Consider the following 23,134-nt stretch of genomic DNA (forward strand, 5'->3'; position numbering starts at 1 on the left):
GGTTTATAACATTGGTTTTGAGACATTCATCTTCACTACCATCTTTTTTTAGATAGCTTAGACACACATTTGAAAAAAGTTAAATCCAAATCGGCCGTGCTGGAACCACTGCCGATTTTTTTTTAAATACATCCTTGGGCGTCAAAGATGATTTGGCCGTCCACAATCTCGTAGGTTGCCCCCGTGATTTTACAGAGTAAATTAAGTTTATCATATAAGGATTCGTTTGAAAGCGTTGCGGTGATTTTACAGTTTTTAAGGCTTTCATTGTCAAACTGAAAATGAATCCCATAGGCTTGTTCTAATTGATTTAAAACTTGCGGAAGTGGGCTTTCGTCATACGCGTAATGATTTATAATGGCTTCGGGGCGCAACACAATGGGCGCCAACACCAATGTTTTACTGAGTTGTTTTTCTTTTTCTTCAAAAACCGCCGCTTGGTTAGCCGTCAATATCACGCCTTTGGTGGTGGTCATCACCGCAGGGGTTTTCTCATCAATCGAATACACCGAAACTTTTCCCGACCGCACTTGTACCGTTACGCGATTGTCTGATTTATAAGCCCTTACCGTAAAAACAGTTCCCAATACTTTGGTCGTTAGCTTTCCTGTTTGTACCAAAAAAGGTTCTTTTTTCTTCACTACTTCAAAAAGCGCCTCGCCCGTCAGAAACACTTCGCGGTTTTCACCCGTGAATTTTGGGGCGTACTTTAATCGACTATGAGGGCTAAGTTTGACGGTGGAGCCATCCTCTAGGGTCAACAGTAAGAAACCCTCCGTTTCGTTCACCGTTTCGGCCAACGAATTGTCAAGTGCAGGAATTGAACTCATCAGTGGCGATTTTTCGTCCACATTCATAGCCCACCAAGCGCCAAAGGAAAGAATTGCGAAGGCCATGACCGCCGCAAATTGATAGAGAGGACGTTGCCACCATAACCGTACGGGAGTTGGGACATCTTGGTCAGATGGTTTGGTAATTTTTTCTAAAAATTGAGTCACCTCCTGGCGAACTTCTTTTTCAGAGAGTGATTCGGGCGCTACATTCATGGCCCGAATAAGCAACTCCGCTTGACGAATGTCCGCCTTTTTTTCGGGATGTTGTTGTAAAAAGCGCATCCAAAAACCCTCATCGCTTCCTTTCCCACGTACCCAATCTCGGAATGAGTCGTCTTTAACAAAATCTAAGGCATTATATTCTTCGTATTTTTTCATTTGATTGGTGTAATGCATTTCAGTTAATTTCCCAAAGGCCCCGATTGATTATCTCACCCACATGGCTGCCAATAACAAGTTGAGCCCCACTTGCCAGTGTTTCCTTAAACTTGTCAGTGCCTTTTGGAGTAAATTATACAGCGATTGTCGGCCGATTTGCATGGTTTCGGCAATTTGATCGTAGCTCAAATCTTGGTAAAATCTTAGATAAATAAGCTCTTTTTGGCGTTCGGGCAATTGCCCCAATACGTGTTCCAATCGTTTGAGTTGATATACTTCATACTCGTCCTCAATCATGCGCAGGTCGGCAGAAAACAACACATCAAAATCGTAGTCGTCGTTTAATTCGTAAAAATGGTTGTGTTGTTTTGACAACTCCCTCAACAACTTCGTTTTAAGCGACTTCAGCAAATAAGCCCGCACATTTTCGACCTCTCCGATGGTCGCATGTATTTGCCAAAGGCTCAAAAAAAGCTCTTGGATACAGTCTTTGACCATCTCCCGTTCGGGACAAAAGCGTACTCCCCAATGAAATAAATCGGAGTAATTCAACTGCATCAACTGCGCCAGCGAAGCGGGGTCACCTGCGCGGTAATCTTGCCAGAGTTGTTGGGTATGTTCGTCTTTGGGTCTGGGTTTCATGGGTTCAAATAGGACCTTTACTGACACGAGACCTAAAATCAGCAAACCTAACCCTTGAATTATGAATTTTTTGATAAAAATTTTAACTAAAACGCCTAAACGTACTGTTGCTCTTACGTTTAATTAAAATTTTTCCCGTTTCAAGGATACTTAGTGTCTCTTTTCAAGACGCTAAACAACGTTGGATTTTGTCCGTCTCGGTCTGTTTTGTACAGCTTCCAAGTGTGGGTATCAATTTGTTCCAAATGAAATTGATTGTCGGGGTTCGACAATTCTTTTTTAACCCAACGAGGGAACGCATTGGCCGCACGTGCATTTTCCCACGTTCGGATGGCTTTGAATATGTCGTATTTTTGGGGACAACTTTCGATTGACTTTTGGTTAAGTTCCATCAAATAGGTGGCTCCAGCTCCAACCGAAATCGCTTGAATGTGCTCATAATCGGCTACCGTTGAGTTTGCGTTCATTCCAAAATTCACCCCAAACGTGGCAGGAAAATAATTGGAAAAAGCCACATCCCGAATGTCTTTCCCTTCGCTGGTGGTGCTGCCCCAAACTCGTTTTTTGAGGTCATACATGTTGGTTCCTCCTCCTACGTTCCACACACTTTGATAATGCCACGACCCTTCCGACAAAGTAGCGCCCGACACCCTAAGGTAGGGGATGCGATGCACGGCCGCGCGTTCAAACATTTTCCGAAAAAATCGCTTCACCGAATAATACCCATGACCGCTATTAAACAAAAACTCTTGCCCGTCTAAGTCCATAAAGTGAATGCCATTGATGTGGCTCACGTCTGCGTAATACGCCGCAATTTTGTCTTGCAAATAGATGTTCGGAATCAAGCCGTCGTAGCCATAATTGATGGTTACTTGAAGCTTATACACCGATTCAGAAGCTGAGTGCGCCGACGGTGTTGTACCCCAGTACCCTCTTTTGACGCGCAAAAGTCGGTAAGGCGGGGTGGTAGAAACCCCTAAATAGTGGATTAGTTCTTGCCCTATTTTAACCATGTTTAAGTTTTCACAATGTCCTTCCCAACTGGCTATTTCGTCCAAATACGTTGGGTCGTCGATTTCGATGAGCGTGTCGGTGGCGCTTATCGCTTTCATCAACACCCGTTTTTGCTGATAACACAAACTATCGCTCGGTATCGGGCTAGCATCCTTTGTTCCTTGAGCGAGGGCGGTTGCAATGGTATGACGGCCAACCAAAATCCCTTTGGGACGGGCTAAGTCCGTAAATTCTTTATGTGACAGGCTCCCCGATGTTTTTTTAAACGGTTTCTTTTCAAAATTTAGCCCATCAATGTAGCCTCCATTGCCTCGGTCCACCTTAAAATAGGGCAAATCTTCGGCTTCAACAGCTTTAAAACCCATTTGAGACACGTACGAAAGGGTGCTGTCATAAAGCCCGCCTTTGGCACTTACGTCGGGGATATATCGGGCGGGGTCTTTGACCCATTTGCCATTGATGGTAGGATACGGTAGTTTTTCGGACAAAACGATGTTTTGAATCACATCCAACAAAGCGGTGCTATCGGGGCTTCCCCAAAGGGCAATGGACGAACCAATAAAATCGACGCCTGGCAGCGGCTCCACTTCTTGGTGGTTGGGTTTGTTGGTGGGCAAAAATGGAATAAGCGAAAACAAAATGTCGTTTTTAACGGTGCGGTTGCGAGCGTGGTACGTCAAATAGATTTCACCTTCTTTGTCCACAAAAGCAGCATTTCCGTACAAAATTCGATAGTAAGGCTCATAATGAGAATAAAAAGCCACGTCGCTTATGCCATCACCACCAATCGGGAATACTTGCCCTTCGTGCAAATGCGCAGGAAGCGGAAACTGTTTTTTATCGGGCGTATGAATAATGTACTGAAAAGGAGCAGCATCCCCATCTAAATCAGCCGTACCTCCGATGGTAATGTCATTGAGGGCCAACATCCCGATGGCGTAATTGACGGTGTCGCTGGTATCGCGCGCTACGCCAATCACCTCCCCAAAAAGGTTGGTAATGTTGGTATGGTAAGAGCCCCATTGGACATTATCAACCCCATTTCGAGGACTAAGCGCAAGGAGTGTCAGCTTGATGTATTTTGAATGAGGCACCACCGATACCGTTGCTACGGAGCCGTTGGCATAGTGCAACAAAAACGTTTTTTTCGATTTTTGAAAGGTAGCTTTGATGGGCTTAAAATAGTGCTTTTTCTTACTGTCGTACAGGCTAAGCAACGGAGACGGCTTCTCGGCAGGACTAAATTCCCGTTGAGGTTGGGTAGTGGTATTTTTCATGCTGGTAATCCAGCCTTTTTCGTTGATGTGAATTTTAAAATAGTTTGTCGAAAAATCCTGAGAATGAGCGTAAATTGTTCCAAAAGACAGCAACAAACTTAAAAAGAGGGAAGTCGAAAATGGTGATTTCATGTAAGTAAAACGAGAAATTAATCAAATGAACTACTAGGCCGAAGCATTGGAAGGCTATTCAAAGAAACAGAATCCTGTTCTACTTTGCCACATCCTTCCCTATTTTTGCAAAAAATCGAAAAACGAATGGCATTTCAGCGTAAAAGTACGTTTGGACAAACGTGGTGGGGACAACAATGGATCACGATACTGGAAGGACTCGATGAAAGCGGGCGATTGGCCAGAGGTCGTACGTATGCCAACAATGGCTCGGTCCAAAGCATTGCTTTTGAGGGAAACAAAATCGCGGCGCGGGTAAAAGGTACCAGCCCTCGGCCTTACAAAATTTCGTTCAATATCGACCCACTTTCTCCATCCGACAAAGCCCGATTGCTGAGTTTAATTACTGAAAATCCGCTCTATTTGACACAATTACTGAATCGTCAGCTGCCTACCGAGTTGTTTAACGACTGTCAACATCAAGGGATTTTTCTGTTTCCAGGTTCGTGGGAAGCGTTTCATTCCGATTGTTCGTGTCCCGATTGGGGCGATCCTTGCAAACACCGCGCGGCGGTGCTGTTTTTGGTCGCTAATGAAATTGACAAAAATCCTTTTCTGATTTTTGAACTCCGTGATTTTGATTTGTTCAAAAGCTTGGAAACGCTGGGGTTTGCGTCGTCTGACCAAAAAGACGTAGAAACACTCGACGTAGCCGATATTCGCCAACCGTTTGAAGGCTCGGAAGAAACCGTTTTTCAGCCAAACGAAGCTTTATATACCCCGCTGGATTTTTCGACGCTTCCCGATATTTCGGATAATTTATTGTCGCTTTTAGGGGATAAACCTTTGTTTTACCGAACGGGTAATTTCAAACAGGTTTTACAAAAATTTTACATCCATACTGCCAAAAAAGCGCGCGAACTGGCTGTTTCTGACGAACCGAGTGACCAAGAATATGACAAAGATTTGGACGCGGTAGAAAGCGGCGAAATCATCATGGACGAAGCGCTGGGCTTTTTGCAGGCCAATTTCAGAGATACCCGCGAGCGAGTTGTGTTTCAATTTGACGAACTCCCCAAGTTTGTCGATTGGATTCATCATTTGCCTTCGTCGCAGTTGCCACAGCTCTCTCCTACCCTCAAAGGGCTTTATTTTTTGAATCGTTTTTCGCTCAAACTCCTTGAACGCGGTGCGATTATTCCTCAATTGCTACGCGCTAAACTCAAGCGAGAATACCACTTAGTACGCTGGATTCCAGCCACTGTCAACGAACAAGTTGCTACCCTGTCGGCTCACGTACGGGCAGTATTGCCTCCCGATATTCTTTATTACAAAATTGGGAAACGAGACATCTTTGTTCCCACCGAAACGGATTTTATGAATGCCTTGTCTTCGCTCATTTTGACTGAGCACATACGGCAATTCAATGATCATTACGACTACAAAGCCACCGACACCGACGACTTATTTTTTAGAAACGCCATGGTTTTCTTTGGAGGTTTTGAGTCCCGCGAAATCCCGAGTAATATTCAGTTGTGGTTAAATAAATTTTTCATTGCTCAACGCGATTACGTGCCGTTAGTGCAAGTAGAAGAACTGGAGGAGGGTTTTAAAGTCAACCTGTTTGTAGAACATAAAAAGTCTGAACTCAACATCCCGATTCCCCTCCAAACGTTCATGGCCGAACGCAATTATGCGCCCGTTCGCATGGGGGTGATGCGCGACTTGTCGATGATGGCGGAGCATTTTCCGCAACTTAATCAATTGATTGCCAGCAATGGAGCGAAAACATTGCAGTTCGACTCCGAGGTGTTTGCCGACATTCTTCTGAAGATTTTGCCAACGATTCGACTGTTTGGCATCAAAATTCAGTTGCCAAAATCGCTCCAGAAACTGCTCCGTCCGCAGCTGACCATGACGCTCGACAGCGAGGAAGATGGCAAAGTGGCGGCTTCGTCGATTATCAGTTTGGAAAATATGCTCAAGTTCCGCTGGGAAGTAGCCGTGGGCGACGAACACATTGATACCCAAAGCTTTGTACGGATGATTGAAAACTACCGAGGGTTGGTAAAAATCAAAGACCAATACGCGTATTTTGACGAAAAAGAAATCAAAACCTTACTCGAAAAGCTCAAAAATCCGCCTTCGCTGGATAGCAATGAACTGTTACAAACGGCTCTTACTGAAGAATTTAATGGTACGGGCGTAACCCTCACCAAATCGGCGCAAAAGTGGATGAAATCGTTGTTGAAAAACGAAACCGTTGCACTTCCCGAGCGCCTTGCCGCCAACTTACGCCCCTACCAACAACGCGGCTACGAATGGCTTTATAAAAATGCGCGTTTGGGAATGGGTAGTCTCATTGCCGACGACATGGGGTTGGGAAAAACCCTGCAAGTCATCACTACCCTCCTGAAAATGAAGCAAGAAGGGGCTTTTAAAAAATTGAAAGGGTTGGTCGTAGTGCCAACGACTTTGCTCACCAACTGGTCGAAAGAAATCAGCAAATTTGCCCCCGAGCTTCGTCTGCACCTGTATCACGGTTCGGGACGCAGCTTGGTTCCGCTCAAAGACGCCGATATTTTGCTCACTACCTACGGCGTGGTTCGCAGTGAGGAAGAGGGTTTGAGTAAATTAAAGTGGGCGGTGATGGTGATTGACGAGGCGCAAAACATCAAAAACCCCAATACTGCCCAAACCAAAGCCGTTAAAAAGATGAAATCGGGCATAAAAATCGCCATGAGTGGTACGCCCGTCGAAAACCGCATGGCCGAATACTGGTCGATTTTTGATTTTGCCAACAAAGGCTACCTGGGTAATCTGAAAAAATTTGTGAGTGACTACGCCATTCCGATTGAGATTGACCGCGACCAACACGCCTTGGATAAGTTTAAGCGTGTGACCGAGCCGTTTATTTTGCGACGGGTAAAAACGGACAAAAAAATCATCCAAGATTTACCCGACAAAATTGAAATCGACCAAGCTTGTACCCTCACGGGCGAGCAAGCGGCTTTGTATCAAAGTGTGGTGGACCAAGCGTTGCGGGGCATTGAAGGTCAAAAAGATGGATTCAAACGCAGTGGGTTGATTTTTAAAATGATGACTGCCCTCAAACAAATTTGTAACCACCCCACGCACTACCTCAAAAAAGGCGGCGCTCAACCTGAAGCATCGGGAAAAACGCAGTTGCTGTTGGATTTGATTCGTCAAATCCTCGAAAATGGCGAAAAGACGCTCCTATTTACCCAATACGAAGAAATGGGTACGTTGTTACAAACGATGTTTCAGGAGCAAATGCAATTGGAAGTGCCTTTCCTTCACGGAGGCATCAGTCGTAAAAACCGCGATGAAATGGTGGATGATTTTCAGCACAATCGCTCGACCCGTATTTTGATTTTGTCGCTTAAAGCAGGAGGAACGGGACTCAATTTAACGGCGGCCAACAACGTGATTCACTACGATTTGTGGTGGAACCCCGCCGTGGAAGCCCAAGCCACCGACCGCGCTTTTCGGATTGGTCAGACCAAAAACGTATTGGTACACCGATTTATCACGCAAGGCAGTTTTGAAGAAAAAATCAACAAACTCATTCAAAACAAACGCGAACTCGCCAACCTCACCGTCACCGACGGCGAAACATGGTTGGGAGATTTGTCTAACAATGATTTGCGGGAGTTGGTGAGACTGGGGTAAGACAGAATCCCTTCCAAGGTTTAAAACCTTGGAAGGGGTTACTTTATAAACTTTTAAAGTCCTAAGACATTGAAAGTTTCATTTGTTAACGTTTTTTGGAGATGGATGAGCCACAGTATCCGTTTGAAAACCCAATTACCGAAATACGCTACGATTTCAAAAGTATAAGTCGCGAAAAGGAAGTCAATAAAAGAGTTATTTTTACTACATCAGACTTCCAAAATGTTTACAATTTGGCACTGGTAGATGTACTCGAAGAGGGTCGTTTATCAGACATTACTGAGAGCCGAAATAAAGACATGAAAACAATTTTAGCAACGGTAATGGGGATAATCATAAATTTCCTTGAAGCAAATCCAGGCAAAATTATAGCATTTAAAGGTAGCGACGAACGAAGACAGCGTTTGTATCGTTTGATAATCAGCCGAGATTTGGATGAATTAGAAAAGGAATTTGTAATTTTAGGAGTCAGTAGCGAAGGAGAATCTGAACCGTTTCAATCAAATCGTTTGTATGACTATTTTGTTATCTTAAAAAGATAAGCGATGAAAACTAAGACAAAAAAAGCCCCCGCAACACGCACAACAGGTCATCAAATAGTAGAAGAAAAAGTGCGAGATTTGAATGAATTCTTAAAAAAAGTAGATATGAATCAGTGGCAGGAAACCATTGAAAAAGCACGTGTCAATATGAAATAAATTGCATCTTTGTTTAGAAATCGAATTCAGGCATTTTAATAACCACCACTATGACAGCTGTATTGGACAAAAATATTGTTAAACAAGCCCTTCGTGAGTTGATTCAAGAAGAACCCGAATTATTTAAAAAGATGCTATTGGAAACAGCAATAGAAGAGGCAAAAACTTCACAAGATGCTGATTTTGAAGCATTAATTCGCAAAAATTTTGACCGTTACGAAGAAACGTTTAAGGCACTTGCTTAATGATTTACCTCACAAAACAACAGATTATTCGGTTAAATACAGCAACCATTGAAGCGCACGGAGGAAACTTTATGCCTCCCAGTAATTTTTTACACGAAGAAAATTTAGATTATTTGTTGGAGGCTGTTCAGGCAGAAATGTTCGGAGAGCCACTGTACCCAACTATTTCTGACAAAGCTGCCTTGTATTGCTATAACATTATTTGCAACCATATATTTACCGATGGGAATAAACGAACAGGATTAGCGGCTGCTTTAATTTTCTTGAATCTCAATCATTACGAGCTACGACTTGAGATCAGCAATTCCATTCTGACGGATTTTATCCTAAAAGTGGCCTCTGGTCAGTCAAGTTTAGAAGAGTGTAAAAGGTGGTTCAAAGACAACGCAGTAAAAGTGTAAAGCCAACATCCCGAAAGTTTAAAACTTTCGGGATGTTTTATAGGATTACAAAACGACGTTTACAATCCGTTTCGGAACCACTACCACCTTCTTAGGGGCTTTTCCTTCCAACCATTTTTGAACGGTTTCGTTGGCCAATACACTTTGTTCGATGTCTTCTTTTGACATATCGACAGGGAAAGCGAGGTTGGCACGTACTTTACCGTTGATTTGGATTGGATACTCAAACGAGCTTTCTACCAAATACTTAGGCTCAAACACAGGGAACGGAGCGGTGGTCAATGTTCCTGCTTCGTTGCCCAATGCCGTCCAAAGTTCTTCGGTAATGTGAGGGGCATACGGCGACAACAAAATGACCATTTCTTTCAAGATGGCTTTTTTGTGACACTTCAAATCGCTCAATTCGTTGACCCCAATCATGAACGTAGAAACAACCGTGTTGAACGAATAACGCTCAATGTCTTCCTCCACGCGCTTGATGGTACGGTGCAATACCTTCAATTCGTCGGCGGTTGGTTCGGCATCCACCAATTTTGATTTACCCGTTTGGTCCTCAAAGAACAAGCGCCAAAACTTACGCAAGAAGTTCGACGTTCCGCTGATGCCGTTGGTATTCCACGGTTTGGCGTCGGTCAATGGCCCCAAAAACATTTCGTACATCCGCAAGGTATCAGCGCCGTATTTATCAACAATCGTGTCAGGGTTTACGACGTTATACTTCGATTTTGACATTTTTTCCACTTCCCAGCCGCAGATGTATTTACCTTCTTCCAAAATAAATTCAGCATTGGCAAAGTCTTCCCGCCAGTTTTTAAAGGCTTGGGTATCCAAAACATCGTTTTCTACCATATTTACATCCACGTGCAATTTGGTCGTCTCGTACTGGTCTTTCAAGCCATAACTTACAAAAACGGGTTTTGCATTATCACTTGATTTCAAGCGATACACAAAATTACTACGTCCCTGAATCATTCCTTGGTTCACCAACTTAGCCGCAAATTCTTCGTGAGGAACTACGCCCAAGTCTTTCAAAAACTTGTTCCAAAAACGGCTGTACAACAAGTGTCCAGTAGCGTGTTCGGAGCCGCCCAAGTAGAAGTCGATACGTTGCCAGTAGTCGATGGCTTCTTTGGAAGCAAATACCTCGTTGTTTTGAGGGTCCATGTAGCGGTACCAGTACCACGACGAACCCGCCCAACCTGGCATTGTGCTCAATTCGTAATCGTATTCTCCTTTGTATTTCCACCCTTCGGCACGGCCCAATGGTGGTTCGCCCGTTTCGGTGGGAAGGTATTTATCAATTTTTGGCAATTCCAACGGCAAATCGGCCTCATCAATCAAGTACGGAACACCGTCTTTGAAATAAGCAGGTACAGGTTCGCCCCAATAACGTTGGCGGCTAAACACGGCGTTACGCAAGCGGTATTGTACCTTACCCTTACCCAATTTACGTTCTTCCAACCACTTGATAAGTGTGTCAGTCGCTTCTTGGTAAGTCATGCCGTTGATGATACCCGAGTTGATGTAGTGTCCTTCTTTGGTATTATCGGCCTGTTGGTCCGTGTCTTTTTGCGTATCTAAAATCGGAATAATAGGCAAACCAAAATTCGTTGCAAAGTTCCAGTCGCGCTGATCGCCCGAAGGAACTCCCATCACAGCCCCTGTTCCGTATCCTGCCAAAACATAATCGGCCAAATAGATAGGTACTTTTTCACCGCTGAACGGATTGATACAGTAACTTCCCGTGAACACGCCTGACACTTTCTTTTCGGCCATGCGGTCCACCTCGCTGCGACTGGCAGCCCACTTGATATAGGCTTCTACGTCGGCTTTTTGGTCAGCGGTTGTCAGTTCTGTTGCCCATTCGTGCTCAGGGGCTAACACCATGAAACTTACCCCATAAATGGTATCGACACGGGTCGTAAATACTTCAATCAATTTATCTTGCCCCTCAACGGCAAACTTTACCGATGCCCCTTGTGAGCGGCCAATCCAGTTGCGTTGTTGTTCTTTTAATGGTTCAGGCCAGTCGATTGTATCTAGTCCATTCAACAAACGGTCGGCATAGGCAGTAATCCGCATTGCCCACTGTTTCATCAATTTACGCTCCACAGGAAAGCCCCCACGCTCCGAAACGCCGTCTTTCACTTCGTCGTTTGAAAGTACCGTTCCTAAGCCTGGGCACCAGTTCACAAACGATTCTTCGGGAAACGTGAAGCGGTATTTCAACAAGACCAGTTGTTGTTCTTTTTCACTCATGGCGTTCCACTCTTCCGCGCTAAACTCGGCCACGTCTTCATCACAAACGGCGTTCACTGCTGCCGAACCACCTTGCGCAAATTGCTCAACCAAATGGCTGATTGGCAATGCTTTGTCGGCCACACGGTCGTAGTAGTGGTTAAACAACTGCATAAAAATCCACTGCGTCCATTTGTAATAATTGGGGTCGGAAGTACGAATTTCACGGCTCCAATCGTAGCTAAACCCAATATTTTTTAGCTGAGAAATGAACGTATTGATGTTTTGCTCGGTCGTTATGGCTGGGTGTTGACCCGTTTGAATCGCATACTGCTCGGCGGGCAATCCAAAGCTATCAAAACCCATTGGGTGCAAAACGTTGAACCCTTTGAGTCTTTTATATCGCGAAATAATGTCAGAAGCAATGTAGCCCAGTGGGTGCCCTACGTGCAGACCCGCTCCCGAAGGATACGGAAACATGTCGAGGACATAATACTTAGGCTTACTTGGGTCGATTTGGGTCTTGTAAGTTTGGTTTTCCTCCCAAAACTTCTGCCATTTTTTTTCGATTTCGCGGTGATTGTATTCGGTCATAATCGTTTGTACTGTGAATTTTCCGCAAAATTAGTGTATTTAGCAACGAAAAACTATTGATTATGATTATTGGAATTATACCTGCGCGTTATGGCTCAACGCGCTACCCAGGAAAACCCCTCATCGACATCAAAGGAAAAACGATGATTCAACGGGTATATGAGCAGGCCACCAAGGCCACATGCCTCTCCGAAGTAATTGTTGCGACCGATGATGTTCGCATCTTAGAGCACGTCGAATCCTTTGGTGGTAAAGCAGTTATGACCCACCCCGACCACCCAAGTGGCACGGATCGGTGCTGGGAAGCCTACTTGAACGTAAGGGGCAAAGGGCAAGGAGCAGAGGGCAATACATATCATACCCCTACTATGCCCAATGACTACATCATCAACATTCAAGGCGACGAACCTTTTGTGGCGCCTGAGCAAATCGACGAGTTGGGGGCTATGCTGGATGGCTCGGTTGAATTAGCTTCTCAAATGATTCCTGTGACTGATGCTGAGTTATTATTTGATATTGGGGAATCCAAAGTGATTATTAATGAACACTTCGAAGCCATTTATTTTAGCCGTCAAGTCATTCCTTATTTAAAAGGAGTTGACCCACAAGAATGGCACAAACATCATACCTATTACCGACAAGTGGGGATGTATGCTTACCGCGCTGATATTTTGGAGAAAATTACTCGCTTGCCTGTTTCACCGCTCGAAAAGGCCGAGTCCTTGGAGCAATTACGGTGGCTGCAAAACGGCTTCAAAATCAAAATGGGCCTTACCACCTACGAGAGTCATTGCATCGATACCCCCGAAGATGTGGAAAAAATCTTGCCATTCATTCAATAGATGAATGTAGAGGGTTGACGGGGGCACCCGCATGATGCCTATACTATTCAGGTTGTGAGCAACCCTCAACACAAATCATTCGACACGCTGCATTTTGCATTCGACACTACAAATTATGTCTTCTTCAAAAGTTGGTCTTTCGCCTGGTACATTAATTTATGTCGGCCCCGAGGTCGTCAAGGATACGACTATTACGATGGTTGAATACAATGAAAAATACCATAAGGAACGTACCATTGACAAAGTAGCCGATTGCCAGATTGCCGCCGATGCTTCCTACATCAGTTGGCTCGACGTGGACGGAATTCACGAACCCGAGGTAATTGAAGCCGTTGGGCAGATTCACCACATCCATCCACTGCTGTTGGAAGACATCATGAATACGCGTCAGAAGCCGAAAATAGAGTTTTACAACGACTCTTACGTGTTTATTTCCCTAAAAATGCTGTACTGGGACGAAAAAGAACTGAGCATTGACGCCGAACACGTCAGCTTTTTATTGGGGGCCAATTACCTGATTTCGTTTCAGGAAAAACGTACCAATGATATTTTCGCTCCCGTTTTGGAACGCATCAAGGCTTCGGTGGGAAAAACGCGGCGAAACGGCGCCGATTATTTGCTGTTTTCACTCGTTGACCTGATTGTCGATAATTACCTCGAAATTCTGGAAAAAATGAGCGAGCAACTCGAAGAATTGGAAGGTTTGATTTTGGAAAGTAAACACAAAGACCCCATCGGCCAATTGTACAACCTCAAACGCCAACTCACCCTCATGCGAAAGTACGTGTGGCCGTTGCGCGATATGCTGAGTCAGGGTTTGCGCGAAAACTCAAAACTCATTCAGAAAAGCACTACTCCTTATTTTCGGGATGTCCACGACCACATTACAAACGCCATTGATTCGATTGAATCCAATCGCGAACTTCTGACGGGGTTGATTGACATTCATTATTCGACCCTCAGTTCACGGATGAACAGCGTGATGAAGACATTGACCATTTATTCGGCGGTGTTTATGCCACTTACGTTCATTGCGGGAATTTACGGCATGAATTTCGACCACATGCCCGAGCTACGCCAACCCAATGGCTACTTCTACACCCTTGGCGGCATGGCCGTATTGACCGTTGGGCTGCTGATTTATTTTCGTCGAAGGGGGTGGATGTAACTGAATTTTATAGCATTTAATTAGAAGAATTTGTGCAATTTTGAGCCTCTTTTCACCATTATTCGCACTCAATGACCGATATTAGGCTCATCGCAACGGACATGGACGGTACGTTGCTCAACTCCAAAAGCGAACTTGACGCTTCCTTTTTCACCCTCTTTTCTCAGCTCCGAGCGCAAGGAATTCTGTTTGCCGCTGCCAGCGGGCGACAATACTACAACCTTGCCAAGTACTTCGATGCCATCAAGGATGATATGTTTTTTGTGGCCGAAAATGGCAGTTACGTTATGCACCGCGAACAAGAACTCTACGTTCAATCGTTGGAACTTTCGATTGCGCGTCAAATGGTTGAAATTGCCCGTAACATTCCCAATACCTACACTATTTTATGTGGCAAGAAAAAAGCGTACGTTGAAAGTAATGTTCCCAAATTTTGGGACCAAGTAACCAGGCATTTTGAGCAATACGAACTTGTTGAAGATTTAACCACCATTGAGGATGACCAATGCCTCAAGATTAGCTTGTGCGATTTTGACGGTTCTGCCAATAACAGTTATTCCTACTTCAAACCCTTTGAAAACGACTTACAGGTCAAGGTATCGGGAGGAAAATGGCTTGACATTTCGCACAAATTGGCCAACAAAGGTCAGGCACTCAAAGTCTTACAAGAACGCTACGGCATCACACCCGAGCAAACCATGGCCTTTGGAGATTACCTCAACGACCTCGAAATGATGCAACAAGCGCACCATTCGTACGCCATGGAAAACGCCCACCCCGCCATTAAGGAAGCGGCTCGTTTTCAGGCAAAATCAAACGACGAAAAAGGCGTTTTTGAGGTTCTGGAGAAAGTAGCTGCGCGTTAGTTTGTCCTTTTTGGGGTAAACCTTCGTACTCAAATGTTACATACGCTCATCATTGGTGCGGGACCTTTTGGCCTAACCCTTTCTGCACACCTCAAAAAACAAGAGGTTTCTCACGTAGTAGTCGGCAAGCCGATGGAGTTTTGGGAGAAAAACATGCCCGAAGGAATGTTCTTACGCTCAGGCTGCGATTGGCACCTCGATGTCGCAGGGGAACATACAATGGAGGCTTTTCTACAAGAACGTGGACTGACCGTAGCGGAGGTAGAACCCATCGCGCTTGATTTCTATTTGGAATATGTGCGGTGGTTTATGCAGCAAACTGCGCTCCCCATTCACCAAGCGTATGTCACTGATTTACAGAAAAAAGAAGATAATTTTTTGGTAAAATTAGACGACGGAAGCGTCCTGGAAGCCCAGCATGTAGTTGTCGCTGTTGGTTTTTATTATTTTCCATTCACGCCTACCGAAGTCACACAACTGTTGCCCCAAGGCTATTTTTCACACACTTGCCACGCGGTTGACCTAGCAGCATTTTCAGGAAAACGGGTGTTGATTATTGGCGGACGCCAAAGTGCGTTTGAGTGGACAGCCCTTCTTCGTGAGAAAGGAACTACCCAAGTTCACGTCAGTTACCGCCACGAAACCCCACAATTCTCTGAAGCACACTGGGGCTGGGTAATGGACGTTGTCAACACCATTGGCAATCATCCAACTTGGTTTCGAGAGCTTTCTCCCGAAGGCAAAGACGAATACCGCTATCGTTTGTGGGCCGAAGGTCGTTTGAAGTTAGAACCTTGGCTCGATGCGCGGATTCACCAAGAAAATGTAACCTTATACCCTCAAACACAACTGGTTAGCGCAGAGGTTACACCACAAAATTCATTAAAAATCCGATTAAGTTCGGGCGAAGAAATCGAGGTTGACCACGTAATTACGGCAACGGGCTACAAAGTAGAAACAAGTCAATTGCCTTTTCTACACCCCGACCTGCTGGCATCTCTTCATTGCACCAACGGTTTTCCGTGTTTAGATGCTCATTTTCAAAGCAATATCCCTGGCCTTTATTTCACCAGTTTAATGGCTGGACAGGATTTTGGGCCGTTCTTTGGCTTTACCATTGCCGTTCGTACTTCGGCAAAATTGATCGGCCAAAGCTTACTTGAGAAGTCAAACTAGGGATTAATGCGCATTTTTCGGAACTTTGCACCTTAATTCTTGCTTTTGATAGTATTAACTTTTTGCATAAATAAATGACTGAAAAAGAAGGAATCTACGCCATATTCGACACCGCAAAGGGCGAAATTACCGTAGAGTTATTGTACGAAAAATGTCCCATGACGGTAACCAATTTTGTAGGGTTGGCCGAGGGAACAATGGAAAACAGCGCCAAACCATTGGGACAACCGTTTTACGACGGGCTGAAATTTCACCGTGTTATCAGTAAAGTCAACGGCGATAGCTCTGATTTTATGGTTCAAGGGGGCGACCCACAAGGTACTGGTTCTGGCGGCCCAGGGTACCGTTTCCCCGACGAAATTGATGCCACATTACGCCACGACCGTCCAGGCGTATTGTCGATGGCAAACGCGGGTCCAGGCACCAACGGTAGTCAGTTTTTTATCACGCACGTGCCAACTCCTTGGCTCGACGGCAAACATACCGTTTTTGGTTTCGTCATTGATGGACAAGATGTGGTCAATCAAATGAAAACCAACGATGCCATTAATAGTGTAAAAATTGTTCGTCAAGGCGAAAAAGCCCAAGCTTTTAAAGCCGACAAAGCTGCACTTGATGCCCACATTGGCCAGCTTGCCGAAAAACAAAAAGAAGCCGAAAAAGCAGAAGTAGAAACGTTCAAACAATGGGCATTGGCCAACTACCCAACGGCACAATTTACCGCCTCGGGACTTGGATACGTCGTGAACAATGAAGGAACGGGAAAAGAAGCAGTAGCTGGTAAAAACGTTTCGGTACATTACACAGGCTCTTTCCAAAACGGCCAAGTGTTTGATTCATCGCATTCACGCCGTCAGCCCATTGATTTTCGTTTAGGCGAAGGCCGCGTCATCAAAGGTTGGGACGAAGGTATTGCTTTGATGAAGGAGGGCGCGAAATATACGCTTTTGATTCCTTACCAACTTGGCTACGGTAAAAATGGCTACGGACCAATTCCTGCCAAAGCTACGCTCATTTTTGAGACAGAGTTGGTGAAGGTGGGGTAATAGTGCAACTACTTTGAACCATATAAGACATATAAGAGATTATAAGAAAAACTTAAATGCCCTTATATGTCTTATATGGTTCATAAAGGCAACGTCATAATAAAGGTTGTTCCCTCCTCAAGGGTAGAATATACCTGCAAATGACCGTGGTGAAGCAAAACAATACGCTCCGTCAGCGGCAAACCAATACCGTGTCCATTGATATTTCGGGCATTGATTCCTCGCCGAAAAGGCTTAAAAATAGTAGGCAATTCGGTTTGGGTAATGGGTGGGCCAATGTTATGAAAATGCAATTCAATGGTATTTCGTAGTGCCTGAAAGCGAACAGAAACGGTATGATTTGGCGAAAATTTACACCCATTTTCTACCAAATTGACCAACGCAATTTTGAGCAATGCTTCGTTACCTTCAACCAAAAAATGGGAGTTTGTTTCTGAAAATTCGCTCAAGTCCACTTTCACCGTATAATGCGGATAGACCTTCAACAACTCACTGCGAACCTGCCAAAATATTTCATCAATTGGTACTTTTTCAAATTTCACCACCGATTCGTCCATGCTCACTTTGGCCAACGCCAACAACCCATTGGAAAGCTGATTGAGCTGACGCACATCTTCCAATACCGACATCAACGTCTCTTGCCATTCTTTGGGGTCTTCGTCCATCAATGCCACTTCTATCTGCCCCGTAATTGCCGTCAGGGGCGTTCTAAGTTCGTGGGAGGCATTCGACACAAAAGCGCGTTGCAGTTTAAAACCCTCTTCCAACCGATCCAACATCCGATTAAAACGCACGGCCAATTGCCCAATCTCATCTTGTTTATTGGCTACGTCCACCCGTAAATCCAACCGATTGGCCGAAATTTGATCTACCCTTCCGATGAGTTTTTTTAGCGGCAACAAGGCGCGATAGGCATAAACCCAACCCACAAAAAACACCACAAAACTTGCCAACAACCAGCCTACTGCAAGTACCAAAAGTAAATTACGGTTTTTGCTAAACCCATAAATATCAACGCCCGAAGCAAGCACGACAAGGTGGTTATGTTGATCTACAAACAAAACCCCAACTACTTCACGCCCCTTTTGCACCCAACGGACTTCCTTTTCTTCCCGAACCTGTTGCAAAAGCGCTTTTGTCACCTGCAAATAATCGGTACCGCTTTCATAAACCAACGAATCTCGGTCGTTGTAAATGATAATTTCCTCCTCCGTCAAAACGGTTAAATGATTTTTATCCAATAGCTTAAAAAGCTCTAAACTAACCGTTTCCGTCCCAAAGAGCAACTGAGCCGACGTGGTAGCTTCGGCCTTGAGTCGTTCGTAAAACTCATTGCTGCGATGCCGCTCCGACAACAAATAAATAACCACACAAAACACCAACAACAGCGCGGAAACTACCGCAGTAAAGAGAAGCGTCAGACGCCCACGGATGGTCATTTTTCTTTCAAAGTATAGCCCATTCCTACGACAGTATGAATGAGTTTGGTGGGAGACTCTTTGTCAATTTTTTTGCGTAAATAATTGATATACACTTCGATAAAGTTGGTTCCTGTATCAAAATCTATGTCCCAAACCTGCTCGGCGATGTCCATTTTTGAAACAACCCGCCCACGGTTTCGCATCAAATACTCCAACAAAGCAAATTCTTTGGCGGTAAGTTCAATCGTATTTCCGCCACGGAGTGCCAGTTTTTGATCCAAATCCAACTCTAAATCAGCCACTTTTAAGCGATTTGTGGGCTGCTCGTTTGATTTTTGGGAACGTTTGAGCAAAGCCCGCAACCGCGCGACGAGCTCCATAAAATCGAACGGTTTTACGAGATAGTCATCTACCCCCGCGTCAAACCCTGCCAGTTTATCGGCGGTGGTATCAAGCGCCGTCAGCATGAGAATAGGCACATCTGGATTCTTAGTACGTACATAAGTCGCCAATTCAACCCCGTCCATGTGGGGCAAATTCACGTCCAGAATGAGCAAATCGTAGCTACTTTGATCAAAAAAATGCTGACCCGCGCGGCCGTCTTCTGCTATTTCGACGGCAAAACTGTGTTTTTCTAGTCCTTTCTTGATAAAAGCTGCGACTTTTGCTTCATCTTCTACCAAAAGAAGGTGTGGTTTATTATCCATAACCTTACATACAAATTTGACCCCTTACTTATTTGCTCAAATATTGTGCAAATCTTCCCTAAATTTCTTCAAAAATTCAACTTCTTTCCTCGTAACTCGATTATCCGATTTCACAATTTTTTTCATCACACCGATAAAGTACTGTTTAACCTCGTGGTTCAGTTCTTTTTTGTGAGATACAAAACAATTCATGGCCGAATGATACGCCTCTTCAACTGATTTTCGGTAATGCTCACAAAGCTGAAAGGAATGAATGGCTTGAACGCCCAAAGGCCCCTGATCCAATAAAATCAAACGGGCATTTAATGATTCTTCCGACTGCATTCGTCCATCAAATTTAATAAGTGCGTAAATAATACTGCCAAGTCCCGAATATAAGAGTGGTGATAGTGCTTCCATACCGTTGTATCTTTTTGTTAGAAGACAAATGTAAGGTTTGCGCCTTAGAATAATCTTACAACGAAATTAGAACAGCATTAGAAAATCTGAGCATCCACTACCGCAAAACTCATCCGCCACATTGTTACATTTTCTTTAGATTTTGTAGTTTTGTCAAAATACTCGCAAACCGTCTAAACCATGAGAAAACCCCTATTTCTTTTTCATTGCTTGTTGCTTACCACAATTTGTCACTTCATCCACGCCCAAGTAAAGCCCCTCACATCGAGTGAAATTTTACTAAACCTAAAAAAACTGAATGTCGTAGGTAGTGCCATGCACATTGCTGCTCACCCCGACGACGAAAACACCCTCTTACTCACCTATTTATCCAAAGAAAGGCTCGTAAAGACGCAGTACCTTGCCCTTACCCGTGGCGATGGTGGCCAAAACCTCATCGGCCCCGAACAAGGCGAGTACATTGGCATTATTCGTACACAAGAGCTGTTGGCCGCCCGTCGGATTGACGGCGCAGAGCAGCTTTTCTCGCGGGCATACGATTTTGGTTTTTCAAAAACCCGCGAAGAAACCTTGAAGTTCTGGGGAGAAAATAACGTGCTGTCGGATGTCGTATATCACATTCGCAAAAACCAGCCCGACGTTCTTATCACGCGCTTTCCGCCTGATGCCCGCGCGGGACATGGTCACCACAACTCTTCCGCTTTTTTGGCAGAATTGGCCTTTAAAATGGCTAACGACCCCACCAAATTTCCTGAGCAGCTCAAAGAAGTACAAACTTGGCAGCCCAAACGCATCGTTTGGAACTCATTTTCTCCAGGTTTTAACAACCAAAAGCCTACTGACAAAGGTACATTCATAACGGTGGACATTGGCGGCTATAACCCGCTTATCGGAAAATCGCACGCCGAAATTGCCGCCGAAAGCCGCAGTTCGCACAAAAGTCAAGGGTTTGGCTCGGGAGCCAACCGCAATGCCCGCGTCGATTTTATGCTTCACAAAGACGGTGTGCCTGCCGAAAAAGATGTGTTTGATGGCGTTGATCTTACTTGGAGCCGCGTCAAAGGCAGCGAACAAGTTGCCCAGCTCATCGACCAAGCCATCCGAAATTACAACGTAAGTTACCCCGCGTCGTCGGTGCCTGTGTTGGTGAAAATTTATGAAGAATTGGGCAAACTCGACGCAAAAAACCTGTATGTGCAACAAAAAAAGGCCGAAGTAGAAGTATTACTTCAAAATTGCCTTGGCCTTTGGTTTGAAACAAATCCGACGGATTATGCGGTCGCCGTGGGCGACCGCGCACCACTGAAAATTAGCGTTGTTAAGCGCAGCGATTTCCCCATTAAACTCACTCGTTTGCAGTTTATTGGGGCATCAAAAGACACTACCATGACGTTGGAAATGAAAAACAACGAGCTTTCGGTGTTTTCATTTGCGCCTACCGTTCCTGCCAATACACCCATAAGCCAGCCTTATTGGTTGGTCAAACCCATCAAAGACGGGGCGTTCCAAATCGACGACCAATCGAAATTATCAACCCCCGAAAACATTCCTACGCTTCAAACGGCGTTTACGTTTGAAATTAGTGGTCAAAAATTCACCTTCACGAAGCCTTGGGTCTTTAAATCAACCGACCCCGTGGACGGCGAAGTTTATCGTCCGTTTGAAATTCGGCCAGAGGCTACCGCAAACGTTTCGGAAAAAGTATATGTTTTTGCTGACAATCAACCCAAAACGGTGGACATCGTCGTAAAAGCCCACCGCGCCAATGTCAAAGGTACGTTGACGTTTGACGTACCTGCGGGCTGGCGCGTAGAACCTATGCAATTGCCGTTTGAAATGCGCGAAAAGTACCAAGAGCAAACGGTTTCGGTCAAAGTATTCCCATCGGCCCAGCAAAGTGACGTCAAGCTCAAAGTGATTACCAAGACTGACAACGGCGAAAATTCGTACAGCCTTCGTTCGGTAGAATACAAGCATATTCCTACCCAAACCATCTATCCAAGTGCAACCACCGCTTTGGTAAAATTGGACATCAAAAACAAGGCAAAAAACATTGGATACATTGCGGGTGCAGGCGATGAAGTTCCAGCAGCACTTCGCCAAATGGGCTGCCAAGTGACGTTGCTCGACGAAGGTGCACTCAACAAAAACTTGTCGGTATACGATGCCATCGTGGTAGGTGTGCGCGCTTACAACACCGAAGAGCGTATCAAATATTTTCAACCAAAACTGATGGAATACGTCAAAAATGGCGGTACAATGGTGGTTCAATACGTGACGGCGGGTGGTTTTGGAAATACGCTCAAAGTACAAGAAATGGGGCCGTATCCCTTCAAAGTTGGCCGCGACCGCGTGACCGAAGAAGATGCCGAAATGCGGATTTTACAACCTGCTCACCCGATTTTGAATACGCCGAATAAAATAACAACCAAAGATTTTGAAGGCTGGATACAAGAGCGTGGAATCTATTTTGCCGTAGAATGGGACAAAAACTACGTACCACTTTTCTCGGCCAACGACACAGGCGAAGCAGCCAAAGAAGGAAGTTTGATTTATACCCAGTACGGAAAAGGCCACTTCATTTACACAGGTATTGTATTTTTCCGCGAGTTACCTGCGGGCGTACCTGGTGCTTATCGTTTGTTTGCCAATATGATTTCGTTGGGAAAAAAGTAACCCAATGACAGGATTGACTAGCCCCTGAGACGACGATTAAAACCCGTACCTCAGCGGCTAGTCTGTTTCCTTACCCAAAGAATTAACATGGATACCCCCATCGACGAGCAACAACTTTGGCAGGATTTTCAGCAGGGTGACGACGACGCATATACCCAGCTTTATCGCCTTCACGTCAGAGCCATGTACCGTTATGGACTTAGTTTAGTGCCTGTTTCTGAAGCTTTTGTCTTGGATTGTATTCACGATGTATTTGCCGAAATTTGGGCAAAAAAAACACGCCTTACGGTTCCAGAAAACGTACGGTATTACCTGCTCAAATCCCTCAAAACCCGCATATTACACCTTCTCAAACGCCATGAGCGTCCGCATTTGTTTGTTTCTCAACCCGATTTTGATGACCTCTGGGCCGAGCCTTCGAGCGATGAACTCCTGATGCAAGAAGAGGAGTCTTTTGATCGCGAACAGTTAATCAAACGCCTTGTTAGCCAACTCCCTCCGCGTCAACAGGAAGCCATACGACTGCGTTTTGTGGAAAATATGGAATACACCCAAATCGCCGAGCTCCTCTCCATGAATCGGCAATCTGCTCAAAATCTGCTCTTTAGGGCAGTCGAAAAATTAAGAAGCTGGCTACTCCCTTCTCTTTTTTATCTTTTTCAGGATTTTTTCAACAGTAAGTGAGTATAGAAGCGCGGGATTGGTCATC

Annotated in this window: 19 protein-coding genes; 12 read left to right on the forward strand and 7 right to left on the reverse strand. The window is 44.8% G+C overall.

Annotated elements, in window-relative coordinates:
- Positions 1-122: 122 nt before the first annotated feature.
- The 3 genes from AC23N5_RS20975 to AC23N5_RS20985 all read right to left on the reverse strand — a co-directional run bounded on the left by AC23N5_RS20975 (position 123) and on the right by AC23N5_RS20985 (position 4,276).
- Entirely contained in the window at positions 123-1,211 is a 1,089-nt protein-coding gene (locus AC23N5_RS20975; RefSeq protein WP_487757119.1) for a FecR family protein, read from the reverse strand.
- A 48-nt stretch (positions 1,212-1,259) separates the two neighbouring features.
- Positions 1,260-1,853 carry an RNA polymerase sigma factor gene (locus AC23N5_RS20980; protein ID WP_183978065.1) on the reverse strand — a complete coding sequence of 198 codons (594 nt, stop codon included), beginning with the start codon at positions 1,851-1,853 and terminating at the stop codon, positions 1,260-1,262.
- Positions 1,854-1,993: 140 nt separating this feature from the next.
- The gene (locus AC23N5_RS20985) at positions 1,994-4,276 is read right to left on the reverse strand and encodes a hypothetical protein (RefSeq protein ID WP_487757120.1); all 2,283 of its coding nucleotides are present in this window, start codon (positions 4,274-4,276) and stop codon (positions 1,994-1,996) included.
- A gap of 126 nt (positions 4,277-4,402) precedes the next feature.
- Between AC23N5_RS20985 and AC23N5_RS20990 the strand changes: the two genes are divergently transcribed.
- From AC23N5_RS20990 to AC23N5_RS21010, 5 genes are all read left to right on the forward strand, one after another.
- Positions 4,403-7,948, forward strand: coding sequence for an SNF2-related protein (locus AC23N5_RS20990; RefSeq protein ID WP_487757121.1), 3,546 nt, complete (start codon positions 4,403-4,405; stop codon positions 7,946-7,948).
- 101 nt (positions 7,949-8,049) lie between these two features.
- A complete protein-coding gene (locus tag AC23N5_RS20995) occupies positions 8,050-8,490 on the forward strand; it encodes a DUF6934 family protein (protein ID WP_183978059.1) in 441 nt (146 codons plus the stop codon).
- A 3-nt stretch (positions 8,491-8,493) separates the two neighbouring features.
- Entirely contained in the window at positions 8,494-8,646 is a 153-nt protein-coding gene (locus AC23N5_RS21000) for a hypothetical protein (RefSeq protein WP_183978057.1), read from the forward strand.
- 50 nt (positions 8,647-8,696) lie between these two features.
- Positions 8,697-8,891, forward strand: coding sequence for a hypothetical protein (locus AC23N5_RS21005; protein ID WP_487757122.1), 195 nt, complete (start codon positions 8,697-8,699; stop codon positions 8,889-8,891).
- On the forward strand, positions 8,891-9,292 hold the full coding sequence (locus tag AC23N5_RS21010; protein ID WP_487757123.1) for a type II toxin-antitoxin system death-on-curing family toxin: 402 nt from the start codon (positions 8,891-8,893) through the stop codon (positions 9,290-9,292). The genes AC23N5_RS21005 and AC23N5_RS21010 overlap by 1 nt, the downstream gene beginning before the upstream one ends.
- Positions 9,293-9,337: 45 nt before the next feature.
- On the opposite strand, the gene leuS is transcribed toward AC23N5_RS21010, so the two are convergent.
- Positions 9,338-12,124, reverse strand: coding sequence for a leucine--tRNA ligase (gene leuS, locus AC23N5_RS21015; RefSeq protein WP_487757124.1), 2,787 nt, complete (start codon positions 12,122-12,124; stop codon positions 9,338-9,340).
- 62 nt (positions 12,125-12,186) lie between these two features.
- On the opposite strand from leuS, the gene kdsB reads away from it, so the two are divergent.
- The 5 genes from kdsB to AC23N5_RS21040 all read left to right on the forward strand — a co-directional run bounded on the left by kdsB (position 12,187) and on the right by AC23N5_RS21040 (position 17,222).
- Positions 12,187-12,966 carry a 3-deoxy-manno-octulosonate cytidylyltransferase gene (kdsB, locus tag AC23N5_RS21020; protein WP_487757125.1) on the forward strand — a complete coding sequence of 260 codons (780 nt, stop codon included), beginning with the start codon at positions 12,187-12,189 and terminating at the stop codon, positions 12,964-12,966.
- Between the two features lie 115 nt (positions 12,967-13,081).
- Positions 13,082-14,134 carry a magnesium/cobalt transporter CorA gene (corA, locus tag AC23N5_RS21025; protein WP_487757126.1) on the forward strand — a complete coding sequence of 351 codons (1,053 nt, stop codon included), beginning with the start codon at positions 13,082-13,084 and terminating at the stop codon, positions 14,132-14,134.
- 71 nt (positions 14,135-14,205) lie between these two features.
- Positions 14,206-15,000: a Cof-type HAD-IIB family hydrolase gene (locus AC23N5_RS21030; RefSeq protein WP_487757127.1), complete on the forward strand. Its 795-nt coding sequence runs from the start codon at positions 14,206-14,208 to the stop codon at positions 14,998-15,000.
- Positions 15,001-15,033: 33 nt separating this feature from the next.
- Positions 15,034-16,176 carry an NAD(P)-binding domain-containing protein gene (locus tag AC23N5_RS21035; protein ID WP_487757128.1) on the forward strand — a complete coding sequence of 381 codons (1,143 nt, stop codon included), beginning with the start codon at positions 15,034-15,036 and terminating at the stop codon, positions 16,174-16,176.
- 74 nt (positions 16,177-16,250) lie between these two features.
- Entirely contained in the window at positions 16,251-17,222 is a 972-nt protein-coding gene (locus AC23N5_RS21040) for a peptidylprolyl isomerase (protein WP_487757129.1), read from the forward strand.
- Positions 17,223-17,302: 80 nt separating this feature from the next.
- On the opposite strand, the gene AC23N5_RS21045 is transcribed toward AC23N5_RS21040, so the two are convergent.
- From AC23N5_RS21045 to AC23N5_RS21055, 3 genes are read right to left on the reverse strand one after another with little or no spacing between them, the layout of a single operon-like run.
- Complete coding sequence (locus tag AC23N5_RS21045) at positions 17,303-18,661, reverse strand: HAMP domain-containing sensor histidine kinase (RefSeq protein ID WP_487757130.1); 1,359 nt, start codon at positions 18,659-18,661, stop codon at positions 17,303-17,305.
- On the reverse strand, positions 18,658-19,350 hold the full coding sequence (locus tag AC23N5_RS21050) for a response regulator transcription factor (RefSeq protein WP_183978017.1): 693 nt from the start codon (positions 19,348-19,350) through the stop codon (positions 18,658-18,660). Before AC23N5_RS21050 ends, AC23N5_RS21045 begins: the two co-directional genes overlap by 4 nt.
- Before the next feature lie 36 nt (positions 19,351-19,386).
- Positions 19,387-19,749, reverse strand: a complete 363-nt coding sequence (locus AC23N5_RS21055) for a hypothetical protein (protein WP_183978015.1) — start codon at positions 19,747-19,749, stop codon at positions 19,387-19,389.
- Between the two features lie 180 nt (positions 19,750-19,929).
- Here AC23N5_RS21055 and AC23N5_RS21060 point away from each other — a divergent pair, with 180 nt between their 5' ends.
- A complete protein-coding gene (locus AC23N5_RS21060; protein WP_487757131.1) occupies positions 19,930-22,425 on the forward strand; it encodes a PIG-L family deacetylase in 2,496 nt (831 codons plus the stop codon).
- A gap of 87 nt (positions 22,426-22,512) precedes the next feature.
- The gene (locus tag AC23N5_RS21065; RefSeq protein WP_487757132.1) at positions 22,513-23,109 is read left to right on the forward strand and encodes an RNA polymerase sigma factor; all 597 of its coding nucleotides are present in this window, start codon (positions 22,513-22,515) and stop codon (positions 23,107-23,109) included.
- Positions 23,110-23,134: the final 25 nt, after the last annotated feature.

It is taken from the genome of Runella sp. R5_40 (assembly GCF_057652295.1).

Coding starts and splice junctions, on each gene's coding strand:
- AC23N5_RS20975 (WP_487757119.1), bottom strand. CDS start 1,211: ATGAAAAAATACGAAGAATATAATGCCTTAGATTTTGTTAAAGACGAC.
- AC23N5_RS20980 (WP_183978065.1), bottom strand. CDS start 1,853: ATGAAACCCAGACCCAAAGACGAACATACCCAACAACTCTGGCAAGAT.
- AC23N5_RS20985 (WP_487757120.1), bottom strand. CDS start 4,276: ATGAAATCACCATTTTCGACTTCCCTCTTTTTAAGTTTGTTGCTGTCT.
- AC23N5_RS20990 (WP_487757121.1), top strand. CDS start 4,403: ATGGCATTTCAGCGTAAAAGTACGTTTGGACAAACGTGGTGGGGACAA.
- AC23N5_RS20995 (WP_183978059.1), top strand. CDS start 8,050: ATGGATGAGCCACAGTATCCGTTTGAAAACCCAATTACCGAAATACGC.
- AC23N5_RS21000 (WP_183978057.1), top strand. CDS start 8,494: ATGAAAACTAAGACAAAAAAAGCCCCCGCAACACGCACAACAGGTCAT.
- AC23N5_RS21005 (WP_487757122.1), top strand. CDS start 8,697: ATGACAGCTGTATTGGACAAAAATATTGTTAAACAAGCCCTTCGTGAG.
- AC23N5_RS21010 (WP_487757123.1), top strand. CDS start 8,891: ATGATTTACCTCACAAAACAACAGATTATTCGGTTAAATACAGCAACC.
- leuS (WP_487757124.1), bottom strand. CDS start 12,124: ATGACCGAATACAATCACCGCGAAATCGAAAAAAAATGGCAGAAGTTT.
- kdsB (WP_487757125.1), top strand. CDS start 12,187: ATGATTATTGGAATTATACCTGCGCGTTATGGCTCAACGCGCTACCCA.
- corA (WP_487757126.1), top strand. CDS start 13,082: ATGTCTTCTTCAAAAGTTGGTCTTTCGCCTGGTACATTAATTTATGTC.
- AC23N5_RS21030 (WP_487757127.1), top strand. CDS start 14,206: ATGACCGATATTAGGCTCATCGCAACGGACATGGACGGTACGTTGCTC.
- AC23N5_RS21035 (WP_487757128.1), top strand. CDS start 15,034: ATGTTACATACGCTCATCATTGGTGCGGGACCTTTTGGCCTAACCCTT.
- AC23N5_RS21040 (WP_487757129.1), top strand. CDS start 16,251: ATGACTGAAAAAGAAGGAATCTACGCCATATTCGACACCGCAAAGGGC.
- AC23N5_RS21045 (WP_487757130.1), bottom strand. CDS start 18,661: ATGACCATCCGTGGGCGTCTGACGCTTCTCTTTACTGCGGTAGTTTCC.
- AC23N5_RS21050 (WP_183978017.1), bottom strand. CDS start 19,350: ATGGATAATAAACCACACCTTCTTTTGGTAGAAGATGAAGCAAAAGTC.
- AC23N5_RS21055 (WP_183978015.1), bottom strand. CDS start 19,749: ATGGAAGCACTATCACCACTCTTATATTCGGGACTTGGCAGTATTATT.
- AC23N5_RS21060 (WP_487757131.1), top strand. CDS start 19,930: ATGAGAAAACCCCTATTTCTTTTTCATTGCTTGTTGCTTACCACAATT.
- AC23N5_RS21065 (WP_487757132.1), top strand. CDS start 22,513: ATGGATACCCCCATCGACGAGCAACAACTTTGGCAGGATTTTCAGCAG.